Annotated in this window: 27 protein-coding genes, 2 pseudogenes and 1 riboswitch; of the genes and pseudogenes, 15 read left to right on the forward strand and 14 right to left on the reverse strand. The window is 61.4% G+C overall.

Features of this window, described 5'->3' with window-relative positions:
• Positions 1 to 364, forward strand: a pseudogene (locus HT136_RS24425) (hypothetical protein); the annotation flags it as partial.
• Between the two features lie 255 nt (positions 365 to 619).
• Here the strand turns inward: HT136_RS24425 and HT136_RS24430 are convergent.
• The gene (locus HT136_RS24430) at positions 620 to 1,630 is read right to left on the reverse strand and encodes a sensor histidine kinase (protein ID WP_214202458.1); all 1,011 of its coding nucleotides are present in this window, start codon (positions 1,628 to 1,630) and stop codon (positions 620 to 622) included.
• Positions 1,631 to 1,948: 318 nt separating this feature from the next.
• On the opposite strand from HT136_RS24430, the gene HT136_RS24435 reads away from it, so the two are divergent.
• Positions 1,949 to 2,320 (forward strand): PRC-barrel domain-containing protein, encoded by a 372-nt coding sequence (locus HT136_RS24435; RefSeq protein ID WP_214202459.1) that lies wholly within the window; start codon positions 1,949 to 1,951, stop codon positions 2,318 to 2,320.
• A gap of 46 nt (positions 2,321 to 2,366) precedes the next feature.
• Here HT136_RS24435 and HT136_RS24440 read toward each other — a convergent pair whose 3' ends face one another.
• Complete coding sequence (locus HT136_RS24440) at positions 2,367 to 2,633, reverse strand: DUF2171 domain-containing protein (protein ID WP_214202460.1); 267 nt, start codon at positions 2,631 to 2,633, stop codon at positions 2,367 to 2,369.
• 110 nt (positions 2,634 to 2,743) lie between these two features.
• Positions 2,744 to 3,595 (reverse strand): SDR family oxidoreductase, encoded by an 852-nt coding sequence (locus tag HT136_RS24445; RefSeq protein ID WP_214202461.1) that lies wholly within the window; start codon positions 3,593 to 3,595, stop codon positions 2,744 to 2,746.
• 106 nt (positions 3,596 to 3,701) lie between these two features.
• Here HT136_RS24445 and HT136_RS24450 point away from each other — a divergent pair, with 106 nt between their 5' ends.
• The 5 genes from HT136_RS24450 (at position 3,702) to HT136_RS24470 (ending at position 6,387) form a co-directional block, all read left to right on the forward strand.
• Positions 3,702 to 4,310, forward strand: coding sequence for a flavodoxin family protein (locus HT136_RS24450; RefSeq protein ID WP_214202462.1), 609 nt, complete (start codon positions 3,702 to 3,704; stop codon positions 4,308 to 4,310).
• Between the two features lie 43 nt (positions 4,311 to 4,353).
• The gene (locus HT136_RS24455; RefSeq protein ID WP_343222311.1) at positions 4,354 to 4,980 is read left to right on the forward strand and encodes a class I SAM-dependent methyltransferase; all 627 of its coding nucleotides are present in this window, start codon (positions 4,354 to 4,356) and stop codon (positions 4,978 to 4,980) included.
• Between the two features lie 96 nt (positions 4,981 to 5,076).
• On the forward strand, positions 5,077 to 5,373 hold the full coding sequence (locus HT136_RS24460; protein ID WP_214202463.1) for a plasmid stabilization protein: 297 nt from the start codon (positions 5,077 to 5,079) through the stop codon (positions 5,371 to 5,373).
• Positions 5,374 to 5,483: 110 nt separating this feature from the next.
• The gene (locus HT136_RS24465) at positions 5,484 to 6,092 is read left to right on the forward strand and encodes a DedA family protein (protein ID WP_214202464.1); all 609 of its coding nucleotides are present in this window, start codon (positions 5,484 to 5,486) and stop codon (positions 6,090 to 6,092) included.
• 22 nt (positions 6,093 to 6,114) lie between these two features.
• On the forward strand, positions 6,115 to 6,387 hold the full coding sequence (locus HT136_RS24470) for an MgtC/SapB family protein (protein ID WP_246544379.1): 273 nt from the start codon (positions 6,115 to 6,117) through the stop codon (positions 6,385 to 6,387).
• Here HT136_RS24470 and HT136_RS24475 read toward each other — a convergent pair.
• Together HT136_RS24475 and HT136_RS24480 are read right to left on the reverse strand one after the other, a co-directional pair.
• Positions 6,364 to 6,866, reverse strand: a pseudogene (locus HT136_RS24475) (IS21 family transposase); the annotation flags it as partial. The gene HT136_RS24470 and the pseudogene HT136_RS24475 overlap by 24 nt on opposite strands.
• A gap of 138 nt (positions 6,867 to 7,004) precedes the next feature.
• A complete protein-coding gene (locus tag HT136_RS24480) occupies positions 7,005 to 7,262 on the reverse strand; it encodes an RNA polymerase sigma factor (RefSeq protein WP_214202465.1) in 258 nt (85 codons plus the stop codon).
• 479 nt (positions 7,263 to 7,741) lie between these two features.
• Between HT136_RS24480 and HT136_RS24485 the strand changes: the two genes are divergently transcribed.
• The 3 genes from HT136_RS24485 (at position 7,742) to HT136_RS24495 (ending at position 8,666) form a co-directional block, all read left to right on the forward strand.
• The gene (locus HT136_RS24485) at positions 7,742 to 7,969 is read left to right on the forward strand and encodes a hypothetical protein (protein WP_214202466.1); all 228 of its coding nucleotides are present in this window, start codon (positions 7,742 to 7,744) and stop codon (positions 7,967 to 7,969) included.
• 83 nt (positions 7,970 to 8,052) lie between these two features.
• Positions 8,053 to 8,316 (forward strand): DksA/TraR family C4-type zinc finger protein, encoded by a 264-nt coding sequence (locus HT136_RS24490; RefSeq protein ID WP_214202480.1) that lies wholly within the window; start codon positions 8,053 to 8,055, stop codon positions 8,314 to 8,316.
• Between the two features lie 119 nt (positions 8,317 to 8,435).
• Positions 8,436 to 8,666, forward strand: a complete 231-nt coding sequence (locus HT136_RS24495; RefSeq protein WP_214202467.1) for a hypothetical protein — start codon at positions 8,436 to 8,438, stop codon at positions 8,664 to 8,666.
• Between the two features lie 110 nt (positions 8,667 to 8,776).
• On the opposite strand, the gene HT136_RS24500 is transcribed toward HT136_RS24495, so the two are convergent.
• The 5 genes from HT136_RS24500 to HT136_RS24520 form a co-directional block, all read right to left on the reverse strand.
• Positions 8,777 to 9,241, reverse strand: a complete 465-nt coding sequence (locus tag HT136_RS24500) for a hypothetical protein (RefSeq protein ID WP_214202468.1) — start codon at positions 9,239 to 9,241, stop codon at positions 8,777 to 8,779.
• Between the two features lie 10 nt (positions 9,242 to 9,251).
• A complete protein-coding gene (locus HT136_RS24505; RefSeq protein ID WP_214202469.1) occupies positions 9,252 to 10,502 on the reverse strand; it encodes a molybdopterin-dependent oxidoreductase in 1,251 nt (416 codons plus the stop codon).
• 85 nt (positions 10,503 to 10,587) lie between these two features.
• A complete protein-coding gene (locus tag HT136_RS24510) occupies positions 10,588 to 11,742 on the reverse strand; it encodes a TDT family transporter (RefSeq protein WP_246544373.1) in 1,155 nt (384 codons plus the stop codon).
• Entirely contained in the window at positions 11,739 to 12,608 is an 870-nt protein-coding gene (locus tag HT136_RS24515; protein ID WP_214202470.1) for a LysR family transcriptional regulator, read from the reverse strand. The genes HT136_RS24510 and HT136_RS24515 overlap by 4 nt, the downstream gene beginning before the upstream one ends.
• Before the next feature lie 83 nt (positions 12,609 to 12,691).
• Complete coding sequence (locus HT136_RS24520) at positions 12,692 to 13,288, reverse strand: uracil-DNA glycosylase (RefSeq protein ID WP_214202471.1); 597 nt, start codon at positions 13,286 to 13,288, stop codon at positions 12,692 to 12,694.
• Between the two features lie 183 nt (positions 13,289 to 13,471).
• Between HT136_RS24520 and copM the strand changes: the two genes are divergently transcribed.
• The 3 genes from copM to HT136_RS24535 are packed head-to-tail and all read left to right on the forward strand — an operon-like array spanning position 13,472 to position 15,857.
• The gene (gene copM / locus HT136_RS24525; protein ID WP_214202472.1) at positions 13,472 to 13,855 is read left to right on the forward strand and encodes a CopM family metallochaperone; all 384 of its coding nucleotides are present in this window, start codon (positions 13,472 to 13,474) and stop codon (positions 13,853 to 13,855) included.
• Complete coding sequence (locus HT136_RS24530) at positions 13,852 to 15,288, forward strand: YncE family protein (RefSeq protein ID WP_214202473.1); 1,437 nt, start codon at positions 13,852 to 13,854, stop codon at positions 15,286 to 15,288. The genes copM and HT136_RS24530 overlap by 4 nt, the downstream gene beginning before the upstream one ends.
• Positions 15,285 to 15,857: a DedA family protein gene (locus HT136_RS24535; protein ID WP_214202474.1), complete on the forward strand. Its 573-nt coding sequence runs from the start codon at positions 15,285 to 15,287 to the stop codon at positions 15,855 to 15,857. Before HT136_RS24530 ends, HT136_RS24535 begins: the two co-directional genes overlap by 4 nt.
• Here HT136_RS24535 and HT136_RS24540 read toward each other — a convergent pair.
• The 4 genes from HT136_RS24540 to HT136_RS24555 all read right to left on the reverse strand — a co-directional run bounded on the left by HT136_RS24540 (position 15,841) and on the right by HT136_RS24555 (position 19,899).
• Complete coding sequence (locus HT136_RS24540; RefSeq protein ID WP_214202475.1) at positions 15,841 to 17,238, reverse strand: phospholipase D-like domain-containing protein; 1,398 nt, start codon at positions 17,236 to 17,238, stop codon at positions 15,841 to 15,843. The two genes, HT136_RS24535 and HT136_RS24540, sit on opposite strands and share 17 nt — an antisense overlap.
• Positions 17,239 to 17,304: 66 nt before the next feature.
• The gene (locus HT136_RS24545; RefSeq protein WP_246544376.1) at positions 17,305 to 18,165 is read right to left on the reverse strand and encodes a universal stress protein; all 861 of its coding nucleotides are present in this window, start codon (positions 18,163 to 18,165) and stop codon (positions 17,305 to 17,307) included.
• The gene (locus tag HT136_RS24550) at positions 18,117 to 18,518 is read right to left on the reverse strand and encodes a DUF190 domain-containing protein (protein ID WP_008830660.1); all 402 of its coding nucleotides are present in this window, start codon (positions 18,516 to 18,518) and stop codon (positions 18,117 to 18,119) included. Before HT136_RS24550 ends, HT136_RS24545 begins: the two co-directional genes overlap by 49 nt.
• Positions 18,511 to 19,899 carry a voltage-gated chloride channel family protein gene (locus tag HT136_RS24555; protein WP_214202476.1) on the reverse strand — a complete coding sequence of 463 codons (1,389 nt, stop codon included), beginning with the start codon at positions 19,897 to 19,899 and terminating at the stop codon, positions 18,511 to 18,513. The genes HT136_RS24550 and HT136_RS24555 overlap by 8 nt, the downstream gene beginning before the upstream one ends.
• A 23-nt stretch (positions 19,900 to 19,922) precedes the next feature.
• Positions 19,923 to 19,992: riboswitch (Fluoride riboswitch) on the reverse strand.
• A 293-nt stretch (positions 19,993 to 20,285) separates the two neighbouring features.
• Here HT136_RS24555 and HT136_RS24560 point away from each other — a divergent pair.
• Both HT136_RS24560 and HT136_RS24565 read left to right on the forward strand, forming a co-directional pair.
• A complete protein-coding gene (locus tag HT136_RS24560; RefSeq protein ID WP_214202477.1) occupies positions 20,286 to 20,837 on the forward strand; it encodes a type 1 glutamine amidotransferase domain-containing protein in 552 nt (183 codons plus the stop codon).
• Positions 20,838 to 20,866: 29 nt separating this feature from the next.
• Positions 20,867 to 21,526 carry an MBL fold metallo-hydrolase gene (locus tag HT136_RS24565; protein WP_214202478.1) on the forward strand — a complete coding sequence of 220 codons (660 nt, stop codon included), beginning with the start codon at positions 20,867 to 20,869 and terminating at the stop codon, positions 21,524 to 21,526.
• Positions 21,527 to 21,766: the final 240 nt, after the last annotated feature.

Here is a 21,766-nt window from a genome sequence, read left to right on the forward strand (position 1 = left end):
TGCTGCCATTCAACTTCGAAAAACACGCCTGACCTGCCGACGTCGCCGCGATGGCCTGTCTCGTCCAGCGTCAACTATGATGGCCGCACTGCCTCCGGAAGCAACGTGCTACGAAATGCGCGCTTACGCTTATGGCGCGGCAGCGGGATTTCAGTTCAGCATTTCGGACAAGGTAAAAGTCTCGCCGGAACTAGAGTTGATGCGCTCTCGCGATCCGGCGGATCACGCAACGCTGGCCAGCGCTGCGCTGTCGCTTGCCTGGAAGGTTGGAAAGGCGACCCAGCTGGACGTCCAAGGCGTGTCGAGTCTTAACGCCGCGACGCCCGATGTCAGGCTTGCCTTGGGCGTCAGTCACAAATTTTGAGGGGATTCGCCCGGCTGCTCGCCACAAGTTTATCACCATCCTCGTTTGCCTCTAAAAACACTAAAACCTGACATTCCGCCATCGGTCAGTCTTGGTTGTCCAAAAAGGGAAAGCGGCTCGTCTGGACCTGGGCGACGAAAAATCGCCTTTGAGCGTCTTATAAAGGTCGGTCCCGGTCAGCTCGATTCAAGCACATGTGTCAGGAAAGGAAAGGTGCTGCATCCCAATAGAACCACCGTCGTCAGTGGATGAGGTTCAGCTTGCGAGTTTGGCGATCGGCGTGCGCATATCGAGTTTGAAGCCAGTAGCCTCGTAGCGTAGCTCGACTTCGCTTGAACGGCCAAGCCCCATCGCGATCAGACGCGATCCAAATCCCTTGGCTGTCGGCGCCGTCACCGGCGGTCCGTCGGATTCATGCCAGCGGAGATCGAGATGGTCGCCATCGATGGTCCATGACAATCGAACGCATCCGTCAGCAACGGACAATGCACCATATTTGGCGGCATTGGTGGCAAGCTCGTGCAGCATGAGTGACAGTGCTACCGCAGCCCGTGAGCCAATCGCGAGATTGGGGCCTTTGCGGATGATCTGACTACCGGGGTCGTGCGGCTCAAGCGAATGGTCTATTATCTCGCGCAGCGATGCCGAGGCCCAGTCCTGCTGGAGCAGGATGTCATGCGCGTGCCCGAGTGCCGAAAGGCGATGGTTGAAATTCTCGATTGCTGATGGCTCCGCAGCCCCGCGCAATGTTTGGGAGGCAATCGCCTGCACCAGTGCCAGCGTGTTCTTGAGACGGTGACCGAGCTCCTCGTTGACCAGTGCGAGGCTGGCCTGCGCCCTGACCGTGTCCGTGGTCTCGATGACGGTATCCATCATCCCCCTGATGCTGCCGTCGGCCAGGCGCAGCGGGCTGTAGCAGAAGGTGAACCAGGCCTGCTCGTCCTGCCCGGTGCGGTTGATGACCAGCGGGAAGTCTTCGATATAGGTTGGCTCGCCAGCATAGGCGCGTCCGGCGATCGGTCCGATCTCGCTCCAGCTTTCAGACCATATCTCGGCGAACGAACGACCTAGCGCGACATGTTTCTCCCCAAGGATCGGCACAAAAGCGTCGTTGTATATTGTGGTGAAGCCCGAACCCCAAACTATCGCCTTGGGAAAGCTCGAGTCGAGGATTTGGCGTACGACGATTTCGAGTTCGGATGGCCAGGTCGCCCGCGGGCCCAGCGGCGTGGTGTTCCAGTCGAAAGCGTCCACTTGCTCGCGCATGGATGGCGCAATGCAAGGCAGTGCGGCCGGTTCAGGTGTCAAGGCCATATTTATGGATTGTCGCAATGTCGTTTCCCCAGTCTCGCAAGCGGGAGCACGAATCTCTCTGCCGGACAAATGCTCGCTGGGTCGCCGTCATCCGATGGGCGAATGCTAACATACATGGTGTCGCCGGTCTAAATGTATCGAGGCCAGATCGAGCGCAGTGAGCGATTGAACGAATTTTAGGCTCGCCCTGACGATCAGATGGTCAACCTGAGGATAGTCGATCGATTTGCTACGTTCTTCCTGAATACCAAACATGGAAGGAGAGATGTCATGGCACAAGCAGAAATCGCCACGAACGAAACCGATCGGTTAATTGCCTCGAACAAGGTCGAGGGTACCAATGTCTATAATGCCCAGCGCGAAAAGCTCGGCTCGATCTACAATTTCATGGTCGAAAAGCGCTCTGGCAAGGCTGAATATGCCGTTCTGCAGTTCGGCGGGCTGTTCGGGCTGGGGAGCGATTACTACCCGCTGCCTTGGGATGTGCTGACCTACGATACCGATCAGGGCGGCTATGTCGTTAACCTCGACAAGAGCGTTCTGGAGAAGGCGCCTCGCTACGCAGGCGACAGCGAGCCGGCCTACGATCGCGCCTACGGGCGAGAGGTGTATGGCTATTACGGCCTCCACTACCCCTTCTGATCAGACTGAAGTGGCCGGCCCTAAAGGGCCGGCTATTTCTTTGCGCTTATGAAGACTTGTCGCTGAGCGCCTCGCCGCCTTTCTCCTCTTCCAGCAGTACGGCTGCTGAGCCGTCTGCTGAGAGGCGCACCTGATTGCCCTCGATGGCAGCCACCAGTCCTCCGGAAAAATAGTGATGGTGATCGGCGTGCGAACCGCTGTCCGCTTTCGTCATCTTGATCCGATCGCCTTCGACCTTGTCGACAGTGCCGATATGGACGCCATCCGCGCCGATGATTTCCATATGCTCCTTGATTTGGCTCAGGTCCGCCATGTCAGTTCCTTCCATCGGTTGAACATTCTGTATTCATTTGCCGGGCTGAGCTCGATCCGGCGGCTTCGGGCATCGGGTCGCAATGTTCCGCGCGCCGTGGACCGAGCGATCTAGCCGTTCACAATGATCCCGCCATTTGGATGGAGCACCTGCCCGGACATGTAGCTGGAATCCTCACAGGCGAGGAACAGGAAGGCCGGGGCGATTTCATTGGGCTGGCCCGGCCGACCCATGGGCGTGCTCTCGCCAAAATGCTCCAGCTTCTCCGGCTTCGCTCCGCCGCATGGATTGAGCGGGGTCCAGATCGGTCCCGGTGCGACCGCATTCACGCGAATGCCATCGCCGACCAGATTTTCCGACAATGACCGCGTAAAGGCAGTGATCGCACCCTTGGTCGAGCAATAGTCGAGCAGATCCTTGCTGCCCTGATACATGGTGACGCTCGTGCAATTGACGATCGCCGCGCCCGGCTTGAGGTGTGGGCGCGCGGCCTGCGCCAGGAAGAACATACCGAAGATATTTGTCTGGAAGGTTCGGCGCAGCTGTTCCTCGGTTATGTCTGTGATGTCGTCATCGGGGTGCTGCTCGCCGGCATTGTTCACGAGAATGTCGATCCTGCCGAATGCATCGAGCGTCTTGCGCACGATCTGATCGCTGAAATCCTTCTCGCCGATGTCGCCGCGGATGGTGATCGCCTTGCGGCCTTCGGCCTCGACGATCCGCTTCGTTTCGGCGGCATCGTCATCTTCGAGCAGATAGACGATGGCGATGTCAGCGCCTTCACGGGCATAGAGTGCCGCCACAGCGCGTCCGATGCCACTGTCGGCACCGGTGATGATCGCAACCTTGTCCTTGAGACGCGCTGAACCCTTGTAGCGAGGCTGCCACTCGGGCTTTGGCTCGAGTTTGCTTTCGTGCCCGGGAAGCGCATCTTCGTGGATCATCGTGGCGGTCTCGGTCATTGCGGCATCTCCTTTGAAGATAGAACCCTTTGTCCGCTGATGAGTTCTCTATTCAGTGAACGGATTGTCGCATGCCTGCGGCAGCCGACGTCAAAGGAGGCGATCGATGCCACTCAAGGCCCTAGCTCTCAACTGTACGCTCAAGAGCGATGCGAACGAGGCAAGCTCAACCGACGCAATGATCATGGTGCTGAAGCGCGCATTTTCCCACCGCCAGGTCACGATTACTGAGACAGTGCGGGTGGCAGCGCTCGATATCAAAGCCGGAGTGACATCCGACGAAGGGGACGGCGATGGCTGGCCTGCGCTGCGCGAGAAAATACTCGCGCACGACATCCTCATCTTCGGCGGCCCGATCTGGATGGGGCAGATATCCAGTATCGCCAAGCGTGTACTCGAACGGATGGACGCTTTTCTCTCCGAGACAGACGACCAGGGCCGCATGCCCAGCTATGGGAAAGTCGCGGTGGCGGCGATCGTTGGCAATGAGGACGGCGCGCATTTTTCATCCGCCCAGCTTTTTCAGGCCCTGAACGACGTAGGCTGGACCATTCCAGCAGTCGCGGCATGCTATTGGGTCGGAGAGGCGATGGGATCTACGGATTTCAAGGATTTGGCGACGATGCCGGACAAGGTAACGGAAACTGCAAAGATGGTGGCTGGCAACGCCGCGCATTTGGCCGATTTGCTACGGAAAAACCCCTATCCTGGCTAAGTCGACATCCTCGCTCCGATCAGCATGCAGGGAGAAAGGCTTCGTGAAAGATGCAGGATGGATCGCCGCAGCGGAGTTCGTCCGGCATCCGTCAATGGTCGGATCGGCTTTTCCCGCAAGCGCCCGAATGGTGCGTCGCATGCTGGCCCCGTTGGACTGGTCCAACATCGAGGTCCTCGTCGAATATGGACCGGGCAGCGGCAGATTCACCTTCGAGATGCTCAAGCGCATGCGCCCTGATGCGCAGCTGATCGCGATCGAGACCAGCCAGGCTTTCGCTGCCATGCTGCGTGAGCAGTGCAATGACCCGCGCCTGGTGGTGGTCGAGGGATCAGCGAGGGATGTCCGCAGCTATATCCGCGCAGAAGCGCGCGGCAGAGCAGATTGCATTCTTACCGGCCTGCCGTTCTCGACGCTGGGTGATGCCGAGGCGGATATTATCATGCACGAGACCGCTCTGGCACTGAAACCGACTGGTGTTCTTGCGGCATATCAGATGCGCACTGCTATCTGCCGTCTTATCGATCGCAATTTCGCTTATGTGCAGCGAGACTTCGAATGGTGCAACATACCGCCCTGTCACCTCTATTGGGCGGCCAGTCCTCTGAAAGGCCCAAAAACAGGCGAGCGCTTCGATCCGGCAAGGAACGGTCCAGAGCGCGGTTCCTGACAATCATTTGCGGCGAGCCGATCGACAAAGATCGGGACGAATTGGCGGTTGCCGCGTTCAAAGGATTGATGGGGGCAAACGACAGGGAGACGGATCATGCCTCGCGGAGACAAGTCGAGCTACACCGACAAGCAGAAGCGCAAGGCCGAGCATATCCAAGAGGGCTATGAGGACCGTGGTGTAGGCAAGGAGGAAGCAGAGAGGCGCGCCTGGGCAACGGTCAACAAGGAGGCCGGGGGCGGAAAGAAATCTGGCTCTGGCCGCCGCAAAAAAGAAAGCCACGAGAGTTCGCGCAAAGGCGGCCGTAAGGGCGGATCGAGCCAGAGCGAGGAAACACGCTCTGCAGCCGCAAAAAAGGGCTGGGAAACCCGCCGACGTAAAGGAAATGCCTGATGTCGATCCACAGGAGGATAGCGCTGCACACGGATATGTTTGGGGTGCGCGACACCGGGTGCGTCCTGGCGACGCACTGCAAATCTTCACGATCTTCAGGATAGCGGCGTATGACGGAATGGATCACAACCATTGTCGAGCAGATGGGGTACTTGGCCATCGCGCTGCTCATGCTGCTTGAGAATGTTTTTCCTCCCATACCCTCCGAAGTGATCATGCCCCTGGCGGGCTACACTGCGGCTGACGGCGGCCTCAACATCATGCTTGTCATCATATCCGGCACGATAGGAACGGTCACTGGCGCCGCCTTCTGGTGGTGGTTGGCAAGCAAATGTGGCGAACGGCGATTGAAAAAGCTGGCTGACCGCCACGGGCGCTGGCTTACCTTGTCGGCCAGCGAAATCGATCGCATCGATGACTGGTTCGATCGGCACGGCTCATGGGCCATTCCTGTCGCTCACATCATCCCTGGGCTGCGCACGCTGATCTCGATTCCGGCAGGCCTATTCGGCACGCCTTTTCCACGGTTTATCTTTCTCACTACCCTGGGATCGGCTGTGTGGAACAGCGTTCTTGCAAGCGCTGGATATTTTCTCGGCCAGCAATTTTCAGCCGTCGATCGCTATCTCGGGCCTGCTGGCCTGGTGATCATGGCAGCAGTCCTGCTGTACTATGCTTATCGCGTCATCACCTTTAAGCCGAATGACGAAAATGCTTGAGGACGATCTCCCCGTCACCCTCATGAGGCTGGGGCTCGCAACGGTTCTGGGCCTCGTCCTGGGGTTCGAACGCGAACGCCACGGGCACGATGCAGGCCTGCGAACACATGGCCTTGTCGCGCTCAGTTCAGGCATGCTTACCTTGTCTGCGTTGGAACTTGTGGAACACCATGGGGAAGGCGACCCTGTTCGCGTCATACAAGGGCTTGCCCAAGCTATCGGCTTTATCGCCGGAGGCCTGATCTTTGTGCGCGGAGGCGACGTCCGCAACATGTTTAAAGCCGCCGCAAGGTAGGCGGAAGTGATAGAGCAAGTGGTCCAAGGGCGCCCCGGCGATGGCGACCTCCAGATCGTTCATGCACGTAAAATCGGACATGCCGAGCCGCCCCGGCTCATGAACCTGCCTGAAGATGACTTCCCGATCCTGGCCGTTAAGAGCGCGCCAGTCGCGAATACGCCTTTCCAGGGTTCGTCGTGAGCCGAACTCGGTATCCGGTACCGACGGCGCAGTTCCTCGAAGATCGCGACAGGACGAAGACCCGGAGCGGCCTCCAGCATCGGCACGACAACCTCCTCGAAAATGCCCGATAACGGATCAGGGCGCCGTCGGCCGCGCGGGGCCTGTCGCTGGGAAGGCAGGCGCGCATCCTGCAGCACCCGATAGCCAGTCGCCGGGCTGAAACCGGCCTTCGCCGCTGCCAGGGCGACGGGATCGTTACGTCTGTGGGTCATGAAAAGTCTCACCTGATGATCGTTGATGTGTCGGCCCGCCACACGCCAGGTCCTCCTTCCCAGGAAAACCCAATGCATAGCGGTCGCCACGACCATCACAGGCACCCTTCAAAAGGCGCCTCCAGCGTTGCGGCATCGGCTACGGGCTACGCCCTTCGCCAATCCCGCAACGCTGGATTCTCATCTTGTTTGTCGCGCTTTCTCACCCTGAATGTCGCGCGACAGCCCCCGGTCGATGGAAAGATTCCGCAGGATGCGCCATAACAGGCGCGCAGGCTTAAGGAGAGGCTCGGTCTTAGCTGCCCGGTCACAGCGCAGCCATGCTTCCTGAACCAAATCCTCCGCGCTAGCCTCGTCACCGCTGACGGCACTCGCATATTTCACCATCTCGTCGCGCCGTTCTTCGAGCAGTCCAGCTATGACCTCGGTTTGCGACATTTGCTCGCCTTTCGGGATCGTTCGCCCTTCATTCTGTTCAGGCTGGGCAATTGCGACCAATTCTCACCTAGGGCAGGCGGCACCGGGCCGCAAGGACGAACCGACCGGAGCCGTCCCAAGTGGATCCAGAATGCTCGAACCGTATCCTTGGCCTGCACCTCCTGCTTGGCTTTCCCCGCATTTACTCATTCAGCTCCTCGCTGATGGGCGGTGAATGAATGGCGATTTGTGGTGGGAATGAGCCCAGTTTGACGACTGTCGGCGAATTTCGACCAGTTGGCTTCGCGCCGGGCGAAAGGCAAGTCGTGTCAGATAGGGGACCTTCCGCACCGCGGGAGCTGGAATCCGGCGCTGAGTGTCGGGAATGGGTCGGGCGGAGAAGGGCCTCTATGCACCGGCGGGGTAGTGGCCTCCAGGCACCCTTATCGGTCGTTCGAGGGCGAATTTGGCCTGGCAGTGACCGGCCCGACCGCTTTCCCTTGCCGAGCAGATCGACCAGCAGCCAGGATGGGTGGGAAGACGTATCGAGCTCCTCGCATCCCCTGGCAGACGCCGACGGCCAGATCCAGGTTTGCCCCGGACGCCGCCTCCCCGGCATCGCGCGTTACGGCGCCAACTTCGGCACGTTCGGCGAAGTCGACGAGGTCGACCTTGCCGAAGCACCGGATGCCTCCAAGCTGACGACGCCCCCTTTCCCCTGTGGCTGAGCGCCGTGTCTGGGAGGGAGACAGCATTGAATCGCCCGCATCGGGTCCCCACGTCGTATCCTTCGATACGAATGGGAATGGATATGGCCGGTGGATGGTCGCGCGATGGTGCGGTGCAGGATCAGATTGATGACACGGTAAACGACGCGGTGCGCGGCGCACGCGCCCGGATGCCCGCTGGCGAGGGGCTCGAATACTGCGAAGAGTGCGGCGAGACCATTCCTCCCCGTCGGCGCGAAGCTCTGCCGGGTGTGCGAACCTGCGTCGGCTGCCAGGGACAACGCGACAAGACGATCGCCCATTCTCGCATCAACCGACGCGGCAGCAAGGACAGCCAATTGCGCTGACGCCGCCGCCCTTGGAACCGGCCTTTGGCACGCAAAGGCTGGCCCTCGACACTTCCCGGTGACGGACCGAGCGCGCGCGCCGTGTTGGAATAGTCGACACGAGCAGCTATGCGGCGGTCATGACGTCATCCGATCTCGAACACCTGCTGATAACACGCCTCGTCCGGCAAAATGGCGGCACCACCCAGACCTGGCGCCGAGCCGTCGGCAAGGTCATCGTGCGCGACAGGAAGACACACCCGCATTGCAACTGGGATGTCAGGCCTGGCGGCACCGATGCCCAACGCGCAACCATCGAAAGCCTGCTCGACGAGGTGCGGCTTGAATGCGCCTTCGTGGAAGCGGGCTAAGCGCCGGACAAGATTCTCCCCGAGCAAGAAAAAGGCCTCTTCGCGCCCATTCCCGCCGCTCGATGCTCCGAGGGTAGCGCCCGAAAGCAGACGTCACGCAGCGTGGTGCCTCAACCCGTTCCTCCAGAGGCATCCGGCGCAGGATTCTGCACCTTTCCGGTCGGCGCCCCATCCTGCGCGACACTCATTGCCGTCAGATAGTCGATGATAGCCGGAATGTCCTTTTCCGCCACGGGAGCCTTGTAGACATCCTTCATCTTGGTGACCGTTGCCTTCCACTGGTCCGCTGAAAGCACTGGCTGGGTCATCGCCATGCTGGCGGAATGGCACGACGTGCAGTTCGCATTGATGACATCGGCATGAGGGCCATCGGGATATTGCTGCTCATCGATGGGAAGATCGACAGTATCCGAGGCCAGGGTAAAGCCGTTCACGGAAATGCTGCTGGGTGCAGGCCCGGTCGAATGGGGTTCGGGCGGCGGAGTATAACTGCCGGGAGGGCCCACCATCATGAGGGTGAAGACGGTCACGCCGAGCAGTCCGATGGCCAGCATGCCTGGGGTTGGCGCTTTCATGCCGGGCTCCTTATGCCGTCACGATGGTAGTGGTTTCGATGTTGCCGCGCATGAAACCGCCGGGGTTCCAGATCGGCGCCATCGGTTGTGCGACGCCTGCCGTGTTCCAGCAGCGCGACATGAGTGCGGTCTGACCGGGGCCGGGCAAGGGAACCTGCGCATCCCACCGCCGGAAACTGAATTTCCCGTGATCCGGGCCCAGCTTCGTTGCAAACCAGTGGTGACCGCCGTCGGTGGACACATCGACCCGCGCCACGCCGCAGTCGCCGCCCATGGCGATGCCGCCGAGCGGGATCGAGGCCTCGTGTGCGATCCGCTGACCTTCGCCCAGACTGGTGACCCACGAACGCGGGATCATGCGGTTGATCGGAACGGTCGGGAAGTCCTTGGCGCCGGGCTTTACGTTGGCGCCGGGCGTTGCTGGGATCTTGTAAGCCTTGGCCATCCAGTATTCATCGTCTGGCCCGGGCAGGACCTCGATGTCGTTCAGCATCTTGACCCAATACGTGGAGTACCAGCCCGGCACGATCAGCCTGATCGGAAAGCCGTTGAGGAGCGGCAGCTGCGTGCCGTTCATGCCGAAGGCGATCATCACTTCGCCGTCGCGGGCATGATCGATGTCGAGCGCCTTCTCGAAGTCAGGAGCGCCGGCGACCACGGGTTGGTCGAGAGCGCCGAAACGAACCTGGACGGCCCCCGCCTTCACCCCGGCCAGATCGAGCACGTCGCGCAAGCGGACACCGAGCCACTTCGCATTGCCCATCGCCCCGTTGCCCCACTGCGCGCCGGAGACGCGGGGCTGGAACAGCCCGCGCGAATTGCCCGAGCACTGGTTCACCGCGGCCATCTCGACCCGTGGCAGGCGCATCAGTTGTTCCAGGCTGATCGCGATCGGCTTGTTAACGTGCCCGCGAACGGTGAGGCGGAAGGCATCGACGTCGATCGAGGTCGGGATGTCTGCCCAGTGCCAGCGCACGAAGAACTGGTCATTGGGGGTGAACATGTCGCGGTCGAAGACATCCATCGGTGTTTCGAGCAAGGGCGGATGGACGCGCTGGAGGATCATGCTGCCCTTGCCGGGAAATGCGCTCGTCATTGGGCGCTGCGCATTGCCGCCGGGCAGATGCAGGTCGGTCAGCCCCTGCGTGATGCCTTGGGCCAGAGCGGGCGCGGCAGCGATGGCTGCACCGCCGAGCGCGGCATTCTGCAGGAAACGGCGGCGGCTTGTTTCGGCCGCGAGCTCAGCATCCAGTCTGTCCATGGTCGTATCCTCTCGGGCAAAATGGTGGCGGGTGCTGCTGTGAGAAGCAAGCGATCAGAACGCCGTTACTGATCGCAATGCCCGATCAGTTTGTAGCGGCGATACAGGGTGATACGAACAGATTGCCGCGCCATCCGCCGATCAGGGTCTTGGCGGCCACCACGATCCACATCAGCGCGAGCGCCAGGGTCAGGGCGGTGCCGACGATACCGAAGAAGGCAAGGTTCAGGGTCGTGCCAAGGCGAAAGGTTGCCACGGTGAAGACGCCTAGCGGGAAGGTGTAACCCCACCAGCCAAGGTTGAACGGGATACCTGCCCGCCAGTAGCGCCAGGTGATGAGCGAGGCGAGCGCCAGCCACCAGAGGCCAAACCCCCAGAGCAGCAGGCCGGCGATTGTGCCGATACCCTGGGCGACAGCGCCGACATCGGCCAGCCCATGCCCGGCCATGATCGCAGGCGCATCGCCGCCCAGAACCAGCATGCCCAGCGCGCCGGTGCCGATGGGGCCGAGTGCCAGCCAGCTCGATGCGGCCATGCCCTCATGCGGCAGCTTGTGCAGCGCCATGCGCAGGATCAGCAGCGCCAGGATGCTGAAGGCGACCGGGACCGAATAGGCCCACAGGATGTAGGACGTGACGAGCATCCCAAACTGTGCGCTGCCCTGCGCCAGATGCGGCGCCAACAGTCCTCCGCTGGCAGCCGTCACTTCGGCCGCCACGACCGGCAGCAGCCACACCGCCGTCATCCCATCGAGTGAATGCTGGTGGCGCGTGAACATGAAGTACGGGATCAGCACACCGCAGCTCACCGCCATGGCGGCGTCGATCCACCACAAGACCGTGGCGACCGGCACGATGCCCTCGCCGAAGCGCGCGATACCGAATGCGAGACAGCCGTTGATGATCGTGGCGAGGCCCATCGGGATCGTGCCGATGAACATCGATACGGTATTGTGCCCGAAGATGCGCCGCGCTTCGTGGCCGAACAGGATCCAGCGCGCGGTATAGAGCGCGGTAAAAAGGGTGAAGAGCCCGATGTTAAATAACCACATCACTTCTCCCACCGGCTTGAGCGAAGCGCCGATGCCCGGCATCTGCGGGAGGGCCAGCGCAAGGATGCCCGTGCCCATGGTTGCGGCAAACCAGTTGGGCGTGAACTGGCGGATCATCTCGCGCGGGTGATCGAGCCGGCTGAGCGGGCGCATCCCTTCGAGGATGGGCTTGATATCCGTGGTCATCATCCAAACTCCTTGACCAGTTCGGTCAGCGCGTCGGCTGCCCGAGTGCGATACCGTTCCTTGTGGCGTAACGCCTCAAATGGACGGGCTGGCATCGCGAGCGGCAATTCATGAAGGTGCCCCGCAGCAAGCGCGCGGCGCACCACCAGTTCGGACAGGACCGCAACGCCCGCGCCGGCCTCGACAGCAGACCGTACGGCTTCGTTGGACGGCAGCGTCATGGCGATGTCCAGGTCTGCCGGATCGATACCGCGATCACGCAGCACATCCTCGAAACTCGACCGCGTGCCGGACCCGTGCTCCCGCACGATCCAGTTGGCGCCGCGCACCCAGTCCTCGTCGACAGTATCGACAGCCTGGCCCGAGATCAGCAGCATCCGGTCCTCGCCGACTTTCCAGTGGGCGAGTGCGGGCTGGTCGATTGAACCTTCGACAAAGCCCAGTTCCGCGCGGCCGTCCAGTACCCGTGCTGCCGCACCTTCGCTGTTGTCGATTGCCAGTTCGACGCGGATCGCCGGGTGACGGCTGTGAAACTGGGCGAGGCGCGAGGGGAGCCAGTAGCTGGCGATGGTCTGGCTGGCGACAAGGCGCAGGGTGCCGCGCTTCAGACCGCCATACTCGGCTAGGGTAAGCTCCGCCGTCGCGGCGCGGCCAAGAACGGCGCGTGCCTCATCGAGGAACATGCGACCCGCCTCGGTCAGTTCGATGCCGCGACCCACGCGGTTGAAGAGCGGAACGTCATGTCTGGCTTCCAGCGCGGCAATCGCAGCGCTGGCAGCGGACTGGGTCACGCCCAGTGCCTCGGCGGCCCGCGTCATATGTTCGCGTTCGGCAACGCCCACGAAGATGCGTAATTGTTCAAGGGTCATGGTGATCTCCTGTCACCATTGATACCGCAGCCCGATCAATCACTCCAACGCATTGATTATATCATTCCAATCTCATTTTAAGATCATTTGATGAGTGCGTTGCTGGCGGCGAGCAGCGCGCTTTCGATCCGTTGGCCGACATCAGGACTGTTGCAGACATTGGCCGGACTAAGATGGGGCATGGTGATGATTGATACATCGGGCCGCGCCTCTTTGATAAGCGCCTCCGCACCTGCAGCCACCCGTCCCGCCAATATGCAGACCCGCACGCACGGCAGTTTCGCAAGCAGGCCGGGAAGCGTTGCGAGACCCTCGGCAATCTCTGCGCGGCGCAGTGCGCGATTGCGGGCGCCGGGGGCGTGGACGATCCAGGGCACGCAGTTCCACTGAACGATGTCGTTTCGGCCAATGCCTGCAGCCTCAAGATAGCGGCGAAGGTTCCGAGCTGTGCCTGACGGATTGTCCCGCGACACGAAGCGAGTGCGATCAGGCCCGGGCCCCGGCGTCTCAAGAAGCAGGAGAAGGCGCGCATTTATGCCGCCATCGAACGGGTCGAAATGCGGCACCGGGTGTCCTGCGCCAACGAGCCCCTCACGCCATATCTCCAGCGGCGCGATGTGCGGAGCACCAAGTGCCGCTTTGCGTTCGGCGATCAACGCGGGATCATCCAGCCAGACCATTGATCGTCAAATCCTATCGAAACTGCAAAAATCATCGGTTGGATCGATCGCGACGGTTGCGCCATCCGTTCGATAGGCAACGCCTGCGTTGGCGCACATGCTCCTCAGCAGCTCGCATTTTTTTCCGTTGCGCACTGCGACGATGACACTTGCGTCCGCTGTGGGCGTTATCGCCGGAGCGCCATGACGAAAGGGCTTCACTTGAAACTGCTATGGGGATTGGCCGGCCTTTGCGCGGCGACAGCATCGGCGGCCGCACTGGCGACATCGCCCGATGGCTTTGCAAGCCAGATGGCAGCCTCGATGGAGCGGATGCACCATGCGATGATGAATGCGCCATCGGGCGACCCGGACCGCGACTTCGCGGCAATGATGATCCCCCATCACCAGGGCGCAACCGAGATGGCGGAAGCGGAACTCAGGTATGGAAAAGACGAACGCCTGCGCCGTCTGGCTCAGGGCATCATCGTCGAGCAGCGGCAGGAGATCGCCGTCATGCAGGACATCCTCGCCGAAAAGACCGGCCCCGCTGCCGGCGCGCATCATCACATGGGAGACGACAAATGAACAAGACGCTGAGCATCGTGTCATGCACCTTGCCGATAGCGGCTGCCCTGGTCGCACTCCCGGCATCTGCGCAGCAGGTCCCCAATGCCCAGCCCGACAGGGCAGTCAGTGCGCAGGACCGCTTCTACACTTCGGACCAGTTTTCCAACACGGTATCGGTCATCGATCCGTCGACGAACACGCTGCTGGGGGTCATCAAGCTCGGCGATCCCACGCCTGCAAATCTCAGCCCGCTTTATCGCGGCCAGCTTCTGGTCCATGGCATGGGCTTCTCGCCTGATCGCCGTACCCTGGCGGTCGTGTCGATCGGGTCCAACTCGGTCAGCTTCATCGATACCGCGACCAATGCCGTGAAGCACACCGCCTATGTCGGGCGCTCCCCGCATGAAGCCTTCGTCCGGCCCGATGGCCGAGAAGCCTGGGTGAGCGTGCGCGGCGAGGATTATATAGCGGTGCTCGACGGGACCACCTTCAAGGAGACGGGCCGTATTGCTGTCCCCAACGGGCCGGGCATGACGATCTTCTCGCCCGATGGGAAATATGGCTACGTCTGTTCCAGCTTCTCGTCAGAAACCGTCGTCATCGACACCAGGTCAAAGCGCATCGTTGGCCGCGTGAAGCAGAACAGCCCCTTCTGCCCCGACATCGCCGCCACGCCTGACGGCAAGCAGGTATGGCTGACGCTCAAGGACGTCGGCAAGGTGATGGTCTTCGACGCCAAGCCGCCCTTCGCCGTGATGAAGACGATCGACACCGGGCCGATCACCAACCACGTCAACATCGCCAGGACAGCTAAAGGCCAGTTCGCCTATGTAACGGTCGGCACGCAGAATATCGTCAAGGTCTTCCGGACCGACACTTTCGAACAAGTCGCCTCGGTGCCGGTCGGCGCGCTGCCGCATGGGCTCTGGCCCTCAGGCGATGGCAGCCGGATCTATGTCGGGCTGGAAAATGACGATGCAGTCGCCGTCATAGATACGGCCACGAACAAGGTCATTGCCACGATCCCGATCGGACAGGGCCCGCAGGGCGTCGCCTATGTGCCCGGCGCCGTGCCTTCGGGGCAAGGCCTCGACAACCTCGTGCCGCTCGCCAAGGCGCAGGGCAAAGTGCAGGTCGTGCTGGAAGGTCAGGGACAGAGCCAGGTGTCGCTGTTCGATCAGGGGCAGGTGCAGATCCTGCAGGCCGCGGTCGCCGGACTGGCGCCCAAGCAGACCTTTACGCTGGGTCTGGCGGCGCGTCAGGATGGTACTGATACAGTCGAGCCGCTGGCCAAGTTCATGACCAATCCGGCAGGCGCGGCGATCGTCAATGCGGTTGGCCCGATCCGGCAGATCGTCAAGGACGCCGCGCCTGCAGAGCGCCGCTTCCTCGTAATCCGTTCCGGCGCGCCGGATGAGGCAGGCGCGGTGGTCCAGCGGCAGAAGCCGTGACGCTTGAAACGGTCCTTAGCCAGTACGGCCTTGCCGCTCTGTTCCTCGGCGCCGGGATCGAGGGCGAGACGGTGGTCGTGCTGGGCGGCGTGATGGTCCATCGTGGCCTGATCGCGTACCCGGCGGCCATCGCGGCGGCAGCACTCGGGTCCTGTATCGCGGACCAGATCTTCTTTGCCCTCGGCCGCCGGTTCCGCGATCATCGCTATGTTCGGCGCGTCCAGCAGAAGGCCGCGTTCCGCCGCGCCATCGATGTGTTCGAGCAGCGGCCAGTGCTGTTCGTGTTCGGCTTCCGCTTTCTGTATGGCCTGCGCACTGTCAGCCCCATCGCGATCGGCACGACAGCGCTTCCTGCCTCCCGCTTCATGGCTATCAACGCATTGGCGGCCGTGGTTTGGGCTGCGGTCTTCGTGACCCTTGGTTACCTGTTCGGTCAGGGCATCGAGGCTGCTTTTGGCCGCGTCCGCGATGTGGGCCATGTTCTGCTGCCCGTACTCGCGGTGCTGCTCCTCGTCGGCCTCGCCGCACACTTCCGGCACCGCAGGCGCGAGGTCACAGCAAAGGACTGACGAGGCGAGCTAGATTTTCGCAGAAGCGGGAAACACGCGGGCGATCACGCCATTCCTCCAGCAAAAGTCGGTCGCTTCGGCGGATGTATCCCCGTTGGACATCCGCGAGAGGTCCGGTGGACGCTTCATCATGCAAGATCAGGCTGATCTCGGCATTCAGCATGAAGGAGCGAACATCGGCATTGCTGGATCCGATGACGGCGATGCGGCCATCGATCGATACGTTCTTCGCGTGCAGCAACCTGTCGCGGTAGCGGTGGAGGCGTACGCCTGCCTCGAGCAGTTCGGTATAATAGGATCGCTGGGCAAGGTTCACGAGCCGCTGGTCCACAACATGCGAAACGACAAGGTCGATCGCGACGCCGCGTGCGACCGCGTTCTTGAGCGCGGTCAGCAGGGCTTCGTCTGGGATCAGATAGGGCGAGACAATGGTGATATTCTCTTGCGCCTCGTGAACGAGTTCGACGAGCAATCGCTCATAGCCGGGCACGCGGTAGTCTGGCCCACTGGGCATCGCCTGCAATTCTGAGGCGCCTGAGGCATCGGGCACGGGCAAGGCCGCGATGGTCTGTTCGGTCTCAAGGAACAAGTCGCTGGCAAAGACCGCATCGAGCGCGCAGACAACCGGGCCTTCAACCCGCGCTACGAGTTCGTCATTTACGATCCCGGGCTTGAAATCGCGGTTCACAATATTCTGCGACCCTACGAAAGCGACCCTGCCATCGATCAGGCACAGCTTGCGGTGATTGCGCAGATCGCTTCGCGCACGGCGAAGCGCCGCGAAGCGAACCGGCAGGACCAGGCGGGCAGTGACGCCTCGGTCCGCCAGCATCGGTAGGCTGCGTTTTGCCCAAGGGCGCGAGCCCAGCGCATCGATCAGGACGCGGACATCGACGCCGCGTGCATGTGCGCGGCCAAGGGCATCTGCGACTTTCTGTCCCGTCCGGTCGTCTGCGAAGATGTAGGTCAGCAGATGCACCCGAACATGGGCTGCATCTATCGCTGCCACCATGGCATCGATCGTGCCGTCATAGTCCTCAAGCAGATGGAGGGCGTTGCCCCCACAGTTTGGAAAACCGCCCAGCCATTGTGCAAGCACAGCTGTCCGGGAAGGCGCGCTTTTGCTGCTCATCAGCGCCTGCCCGGCACTCTCCCGCTCCGGCGCCGCCCGCCTGAAGCGGTCCCGCCGCCAGGATGGGAACGCGGCCCGGCCGATCAGGCGGTACAGGATGAAGGCGGGCACCGGCAAGAACAGCACGAGAAGCAGCCAACTGCGCGCCGCTTCGGGCGGACGCCGCAGCGGAATGACCACCACCATGATGAGCCGGATCGCCCATTCGAGCAGCAGATAAGCGAGCGTCAGGTTCGGGATGGAGATCATCGCGCGATGCTACCTGTCTCTGCTGCGTCGTGTCGATGCGCCCGTCAGATCACGCCCCCTTCAACCTTAGCGAACCATCAGGAGCGGGATGTCCGCCTTGGCGAGCAGGTGCCGGGTGGTTCCGCCTGCGAACCATTCGATCAGCTGGTTATGCCGATAGGCTCCCGTCACAAGCTTATCCGCTCCCGCCAGATGGGCCTCAGTCAGGAGTTGCTGACCAAGGTTTTCGTGCGAGCGCGGCACGACGTGGAGCTGGTGCGCAATCCCTGCATCGTCGAGCAGCGCTTCCAGCTTGAGCGCCGGATCACCTGCATCGCCGATCCGAATAGCGGTGACGTCAGTGGCGACTTCCAACCAGGGCGTGGCCGCCTCGATGGCGCGCCTTGCCGCATCGGAGTCGCTCAAGCCGGCAGCCACACGCGAAAAGCTCTGACCGGGCTGGGGCTTCCAGGAAACCGGGACGATCAGCACCGGTTTCTGGCTATCGAACAGCGCGGCATGCAGGGCGTCCCCGCCGTCCATGTTTCGCTCGTGGGCGATCACGACCAGCAGGTCGGCATTGTTCGCCTCCTGCGTCACCACGACTTGCTCATCCCCAACGATGGTTCGCCAGGCAACGGGTGGCGCGTCTTGGGCGGCTCCTGCGGTCCATGCCACGAAAGCCGTGTGGCAGGCGGCCGATCGCTCGCTGGCCGTGCCTTCCCAATGTTCGCGCAGACGCTGCATATCGACCTCTTCGCTGGCGGCAACGAGCAGGCCGGGATCGACCACGACATTCAGCGCTTCGATTGTACAGTCCCCCACGCTCTGCGCTGCGAGAACGGCTGCATTGAGGCATGTCGCAGTGCTGTCGGCTCCGACGATGACGGAAAGGATCTTTATGCTTTGCTCTCCTGATGCGGCCTTGCCGGGGCTTCGATCGACCAATGTTCGAGCTGTTTGTAGATGACCACCTTCGTCGACAGCAGGGCGGCATGCCGCTGGCAGAACAGTTCAAGATCGGCGCGGTGGCCGATCAGTTCGACGCACATGGTCAGATAGGGATTGCTCGTTTCCGCGCCCTGATCGAGCACCGGCCCGTGGTTGCTGAAGCCGTAATGGGTATGATGGGCTACGGCGTTCATCAGACCGGCAGCCTTGGCCTGGACGACAAGCTCACGATAGAGCGGGCGTGCTGACCACAGCTTCCATGCCTTGCGCGGCTCTGCCGTATCACGCGGCGCCATGTAGATACGCAGCATGCCGATCTCGCTGGACGTGAGAATAGCCGTGTCAGTCATTTTTACGAAGATCCTGCTTTGTGATCTGAGGGCGCGCGGCGCGAACGCTCCGCAGCGTAATGCCGGGGCTGATGGAAATGCGCGGATGCTTGGGGACGGCAATCTGCTGAGACAGGTAGATGCCGCTGTGGCCTGAGCACAGATAGGCGACGAAACAGGCTACGGCGATGTAGACGGCATGGGTAGCACCGAACAGTTCGATGCCCATGATGGTGCAGGCCAAAGGCGTGTTCGCTGCCCCGGCAAAGACAGCAACGAACCCGAGACCGGCAAAAAGATCGACAGGAGCGCCGAAGAGGGTGCCAAGGGCGTGGCCGAGCGCCGCGCCGATGAAGAACAGCGGCGTTACCTCGCCTCCCTTGAAGCCGGTGCCCAGCGTCACGACCGTGAACAGCAGCTTGAGCGCCCAACTCCAGTAGTCAGGCCCCGGCGCGAAAAAGCCGGCGATGGTGGGTGTCGAGGCGTCGGGCGCCCAGACGCCGAGGCCAAGATAGTCGCGCGTACCGAGCAGATAGACCAGAGCGATCACCGCCAGGCCGCCCAGGAAGGGACGCAGCGGCCCGAAGCGGACGTGGCGCTTCACGAAGTCGCCGAAGCCGTGCGACAGTTCGGAGAACAGCAGGCCGACCAGTCCAAACGCCACACCGGCAACGCCCGCCTCGAGCAGAAGCACCGGGTCGACGGCAATCGGTCCGACAGCGCGCTTGAGATAGTCGATATGGTACAATCCGTGGTGGATTCCCCACTGGTGACAGGTCCAGTCGCCGACAATCGCAGCTATCAGTACCGGCACCAGCGCCCGATATTCCACACGGCCGACTGCCAGCACTTCGAGAGCGAAAACGGCGCCTGCCAGCGGTGTGCCGAAAACGGCCCCGAAACCTGCGGCAATACCCGCCATCAGGATGATGCGGGTACTCTCGGCATCAAGCCGAAACATCGTGGCGAAGGCGCTGGCAAGGCTGCCGCCCAGCTGCACAGCCGTGCCTTCACGCCCCGCCGAGCCGCCGAACAGGTGCGTGACAACGGTGCCGAGGAAGATTAGCGGCGCCATGCGCAAAGGTACGCCGCCGCCCGGTTCATGGACCTGCTCGACGATCAGGTTGTTGCCGCCTTCGACGCTGCGGCCAAACAGATGATAGAGCAGCCCGACCGCGAACCCGCCGACCGGCAGGAGGAACAGCAGCCATGGATGCGCAAAGCGCGTGCGCGTGGCAACATCGAGGCTCCAGAGGAAGGCTGCGCAGAGACTGCCCACCGCCGCCGCCATGGGAACAAGGAGCGCCAGCCAACGCAACACGGACAGAGCATGGTCGTGCCGGTCCCGAACAAAGGTCAGGACGTTCAGGTTCGATAGCAATATTACGAATTTAGTGCGCACGATTCCTCCTTGTTGCGAAAACGCATCAGGTAGGAATCATCAGCCGAAGGCGGTTCGGCCGAAGCCCGGCGGAAATCCATCGCCTTGCCCGCGCATATCATATGACATGCGCAGTTGGTCAAGGAGCAAAGTATGTGGAACGGAGATTTGTATCCCAGCCATTGTCAATTATCTGACAGAACTTAGCGCGCAGCAGAACGGGCCGGTGACAAGCTGGGCGCCGCATCCCGATCGCAGAGTCGCTCCTGACATGTCAGTCGGTACCGGCTGATTCTAGACCCGGACCGTCTCAGGGATGGACCATCGGCCGCTGTCTTTTGGAACGGCGTGATGATCCACCCGTTGCCCTGACAAGATGGATCACGTTCAGTGCGAAAGGCAGATACATGACATTGCAAGGCAGGAAGATCGCCATTCTCATAGCGCCTCGCGGCACGGAAGAGCCGGAATTCGTCAAGCCAAGGGAAGCCGTCGAGGCAGCCGGGGCCAACGTGACGGTTCTCGGTCTCAAGAGCGATAACGCACAGACCAATAACAATGATCTCGATCCCGGGGGCAGTTACGAGGTCGACAGGCTTGTTTCCGAGGCTTCATCGGACGATTTTGACGGACTGATAATTCCTGGCGGCTGCGTCGGTGCCGACACGCTGCGCGGGGAAGCATCTGTCATCAGGCTAGTGAAGGATTTTTTTGAACAGAAGAAGCCGGTCGGGGTCATCTGTCACGGACCCTGGCTTTTGGTGGAAGCTGGTGTGGTCAAGGGACGGACGGTGACGTCCTATCCCACGCTAAAAACCGATCTTAGCAATGCTGGCAGCACGTGGGTCGATCGCGAAGTCGTAGTGGATGACGGCTTGGTAACCAGCCGCAATCCAGATGATCTTCCCGCCTTCTGCGCCAAGCTCGTCGAGGAGTTTGCCGAAGGCAAGCACGTCTGAGGCGAACCCCGGGATCGCGGAGTTTCGTCATGCGAATCGAGAAATATGTCCATAGTTGCCTCATGCTCAGTGATGGTGGGCAACGGTTGCTATTCGACCCCGGCAAATTTTCATTCGTTGATGGGCGGGTCGATCCCGCCCAGCTTAGCGGCGCGGATCATATCCTGTTCACCCATGGCCATCCTGATCATGTCGATCTCAAGGCCCTTAATTCGATTGTCGGCGAGCGCGATATCCCCATGTTTGGGACCAAGAATGTGGTCGCAAAATTGCGAGAGGCCGGTTTGAATGCGAAGGTATTCGAATCAGGTAAGCGCGAACTCGGACCGTTCGCAGTAGAGGCGCTGAAGGTGCGTCATGAGCCGATACTCGCCGATGAAATTCCGGAGATAGCCGCTTTCGTCGTGAATGATCGGTTTCTCAATCCTGGAGACAGCTTCGATAAGGCCCTGCATCGACTAGCCGGCATCGAAATACTGGCTCTTCCTGTCATGGCGCCGTTCCTGACGGAAATCGCGGTTTACAAATTCGCAAAGACAATGCGCTCGCGCCACATCATCCCGGTCCATGACGGCTATGCGCGGGATTATTTCCTGTCTCAGCGATATGACACTTACGCGCCTTATCTCGAGGAAGCAGGCATGATCCTACACCGGATTGAAACGCCGGGCGACGGCGTCGACCTTTGAGCGACACTGACCCTGTTACCAAGGCGGCCAACAAGCAACTGGTGCATAGCGCCGGGAAACTTGCGACGAGCGCAGAGCAGCAAACAGACAGTGCCGATCGCCGGACCGTCCTTGCTGTCAACCGGCGCGCAAAACTGACCCCCTATCGGCGTCCAATATTGACCCCACCTTTCGGTAGTCTGGCGGTTATCCCGGTAGTCGATAGGAGGGGCCCACGGACGACGACGCGCACCGTCAGGT

Origin of the sequence: Novosphingobium profundi, assembly GCF_018491765.1 — a bacterium.
Taxonomy (GTDB): Bacteria; Pseudomonadota; Alphaproteobacteria; order Sphingomonadales; family Sphingomonadaceae; genus Novosphingobium; species Novosphingobium profundi.

Excerpts from the sequence above, each read along its gene's own strand:
- HT136_RS24450 (WP_214202462.1), top strand. The coding sequence starts at position 3,702 with ATGCCACTCAAGGCCCTAGCTCTCAACTGTACGCTCAAGAGCGATGCG.
- HT136_RS24480 (WP_214202465.1), bottom strand. The coding sequence starts at position 7,262 with ATGTCGCAAACCGAGGTCATAGCTGGACTGCTCGAAGAACGGCGCGAC.
- HT136_RS24510 (WP_246544373.1), bottom strand. The coding sequence starts at position 11,742 with ATGATGACCACGGATATCAAGCCCATCCTCGAAGGGATGCGCCCGCTC.
- HT136_RS24460 (WP_214202463.1), top strand. The coding sequence starts at position 5,077 with ATGCCTCGCGGAGACAAGTCGAGCTACACCGACAAGCAGAAGCGCAAG.
- HT136_RS24550 (WP_008830660.1), bottom strand. The coding sequence starts at position 18,518 with ATGACTGACACGGCTATTCTCACGTCCAGCGAGATCGGCATGCTGCGT.
- HT136_RS24440 (WP_214202460.1), bottom strand. The coding sequence starts at position 2,633 with ATGGCGGACCTGAGCCAAATCAAGGAGCATATGGAAATCATCGGCGCG.
- HT136_RS24495 (WP_214202467.1), top strand. The coding sequence starts at position 8,436 with ATGACGTCATCCGATCTCGAACACCTGCTGATAACACGCCTCGTCCGG.
- copM (WP_214202472.1), top strand. The coding sequence starts at position 13,472 with ATGACGAAAGGGCTTCACTTGAAACTGCTATGGGGATTGGCCGGCCTT.
- HT136_RS24530 (WP_214202473.1), top strand. The coding sequence starts at position 13,852 with ATGAACAAGACGCTGAGCATCGTGTCATGCACCTTGCCGATAGCGGCT.
- HT136_RS24505 (WP_214202469.1), bottom strand. The coding sequence starts at position 10,502 with ATGGACAGACTGGATGCTGAGCTCGCGGCCGAAACAAGCCGCCGCCGT.
- HT136_RS24430 (WP_214202458.1), bottom strand. The coding sequence starts at position 1,630 with ATGCGCGAGCAAGTGGACGCTTTCGACTGGAACACCACGCCGCTGGGC.
- HT136_RS24565 (WP_214202478.1), top strand. The coding sequence starts at position 20,867 with ATGCGAATCGAGAAATATGTCCATAGTTGCCTCATGCTCAGTGATGGT.
- HT136_RS24540 (WP_214202475.1), bottom strand. The coding sequence starts at position 17,238 with ATGATCTCCATCCCGAACCTGACGCTCGCTTATCTGCTGCTCGAATGG.
- HT136_RS24470 (WP_246544379.1), top strand. The coding sequence starts at position 6,115 with ATGAGGCTGGGGCTCGCAACGGTTCTGGGCCTCGTCCTGGGGTTCGAA.
- HT136_RS24445 (WP_214202461.1), bottom strand. The coding sequence starts at position 3,595 with ATGACCGAGACCGCCACGATGATCCACGAAGATGCGCTTCCCGGGCAC.
- HT136_RS24465 (WP_214202464.1), top strand. The coding sequence starts at position 5,484 with ATGACGGAATGGATCACAACCATTGTCGAGCAGATGGGGTACTTGGCC.
- HT136_RS24520 (WP_214202471.1), bottom strand. The coding sequence starts at position 13,288 with ATGGTCTGGCTGGATGATCCCGCGTTGATCGCCGAACGCAAAGCGGCA.
- HT136_RS24515 (WP_214202470.1), bottom strand. The coding sequence starts at position 12,608 with ATGACCCTTGAACAATTACGCATCTTCGTGGGCGTTGCCGAACGCGAA.
- HT136_RS24490 (WP_214202480.1), top strand. The coding sequence starts at position 8,053 with ATGGCCGGTGGATGGTCGCGCGATGGTGCGGTGCAGGATCAGATTGAT.
- HT136_RS24560 (WP_214202477.1), top strand. The coding sequence starts at position 20,286 with ATGACATTGCAAGGCAGGAAGATCGCCATTCTCATAGCGCCTCGCGGC.
- HT136_RS24500 (WP_214202468.1), bottom strand. The coding sequence starts at position 9,241 with ATGAAAGCGCCAACCCCAGGCATGCTGGCCATCGGACTGCTCGGCGTG.
- HT136_RS24435 (WP_214202459.1), top strand. The coding sequence starts at position 1,949 with ATGGCACAAGCAGAAATCGCCACGAACGAAACCGATCGGTTAATTGCC.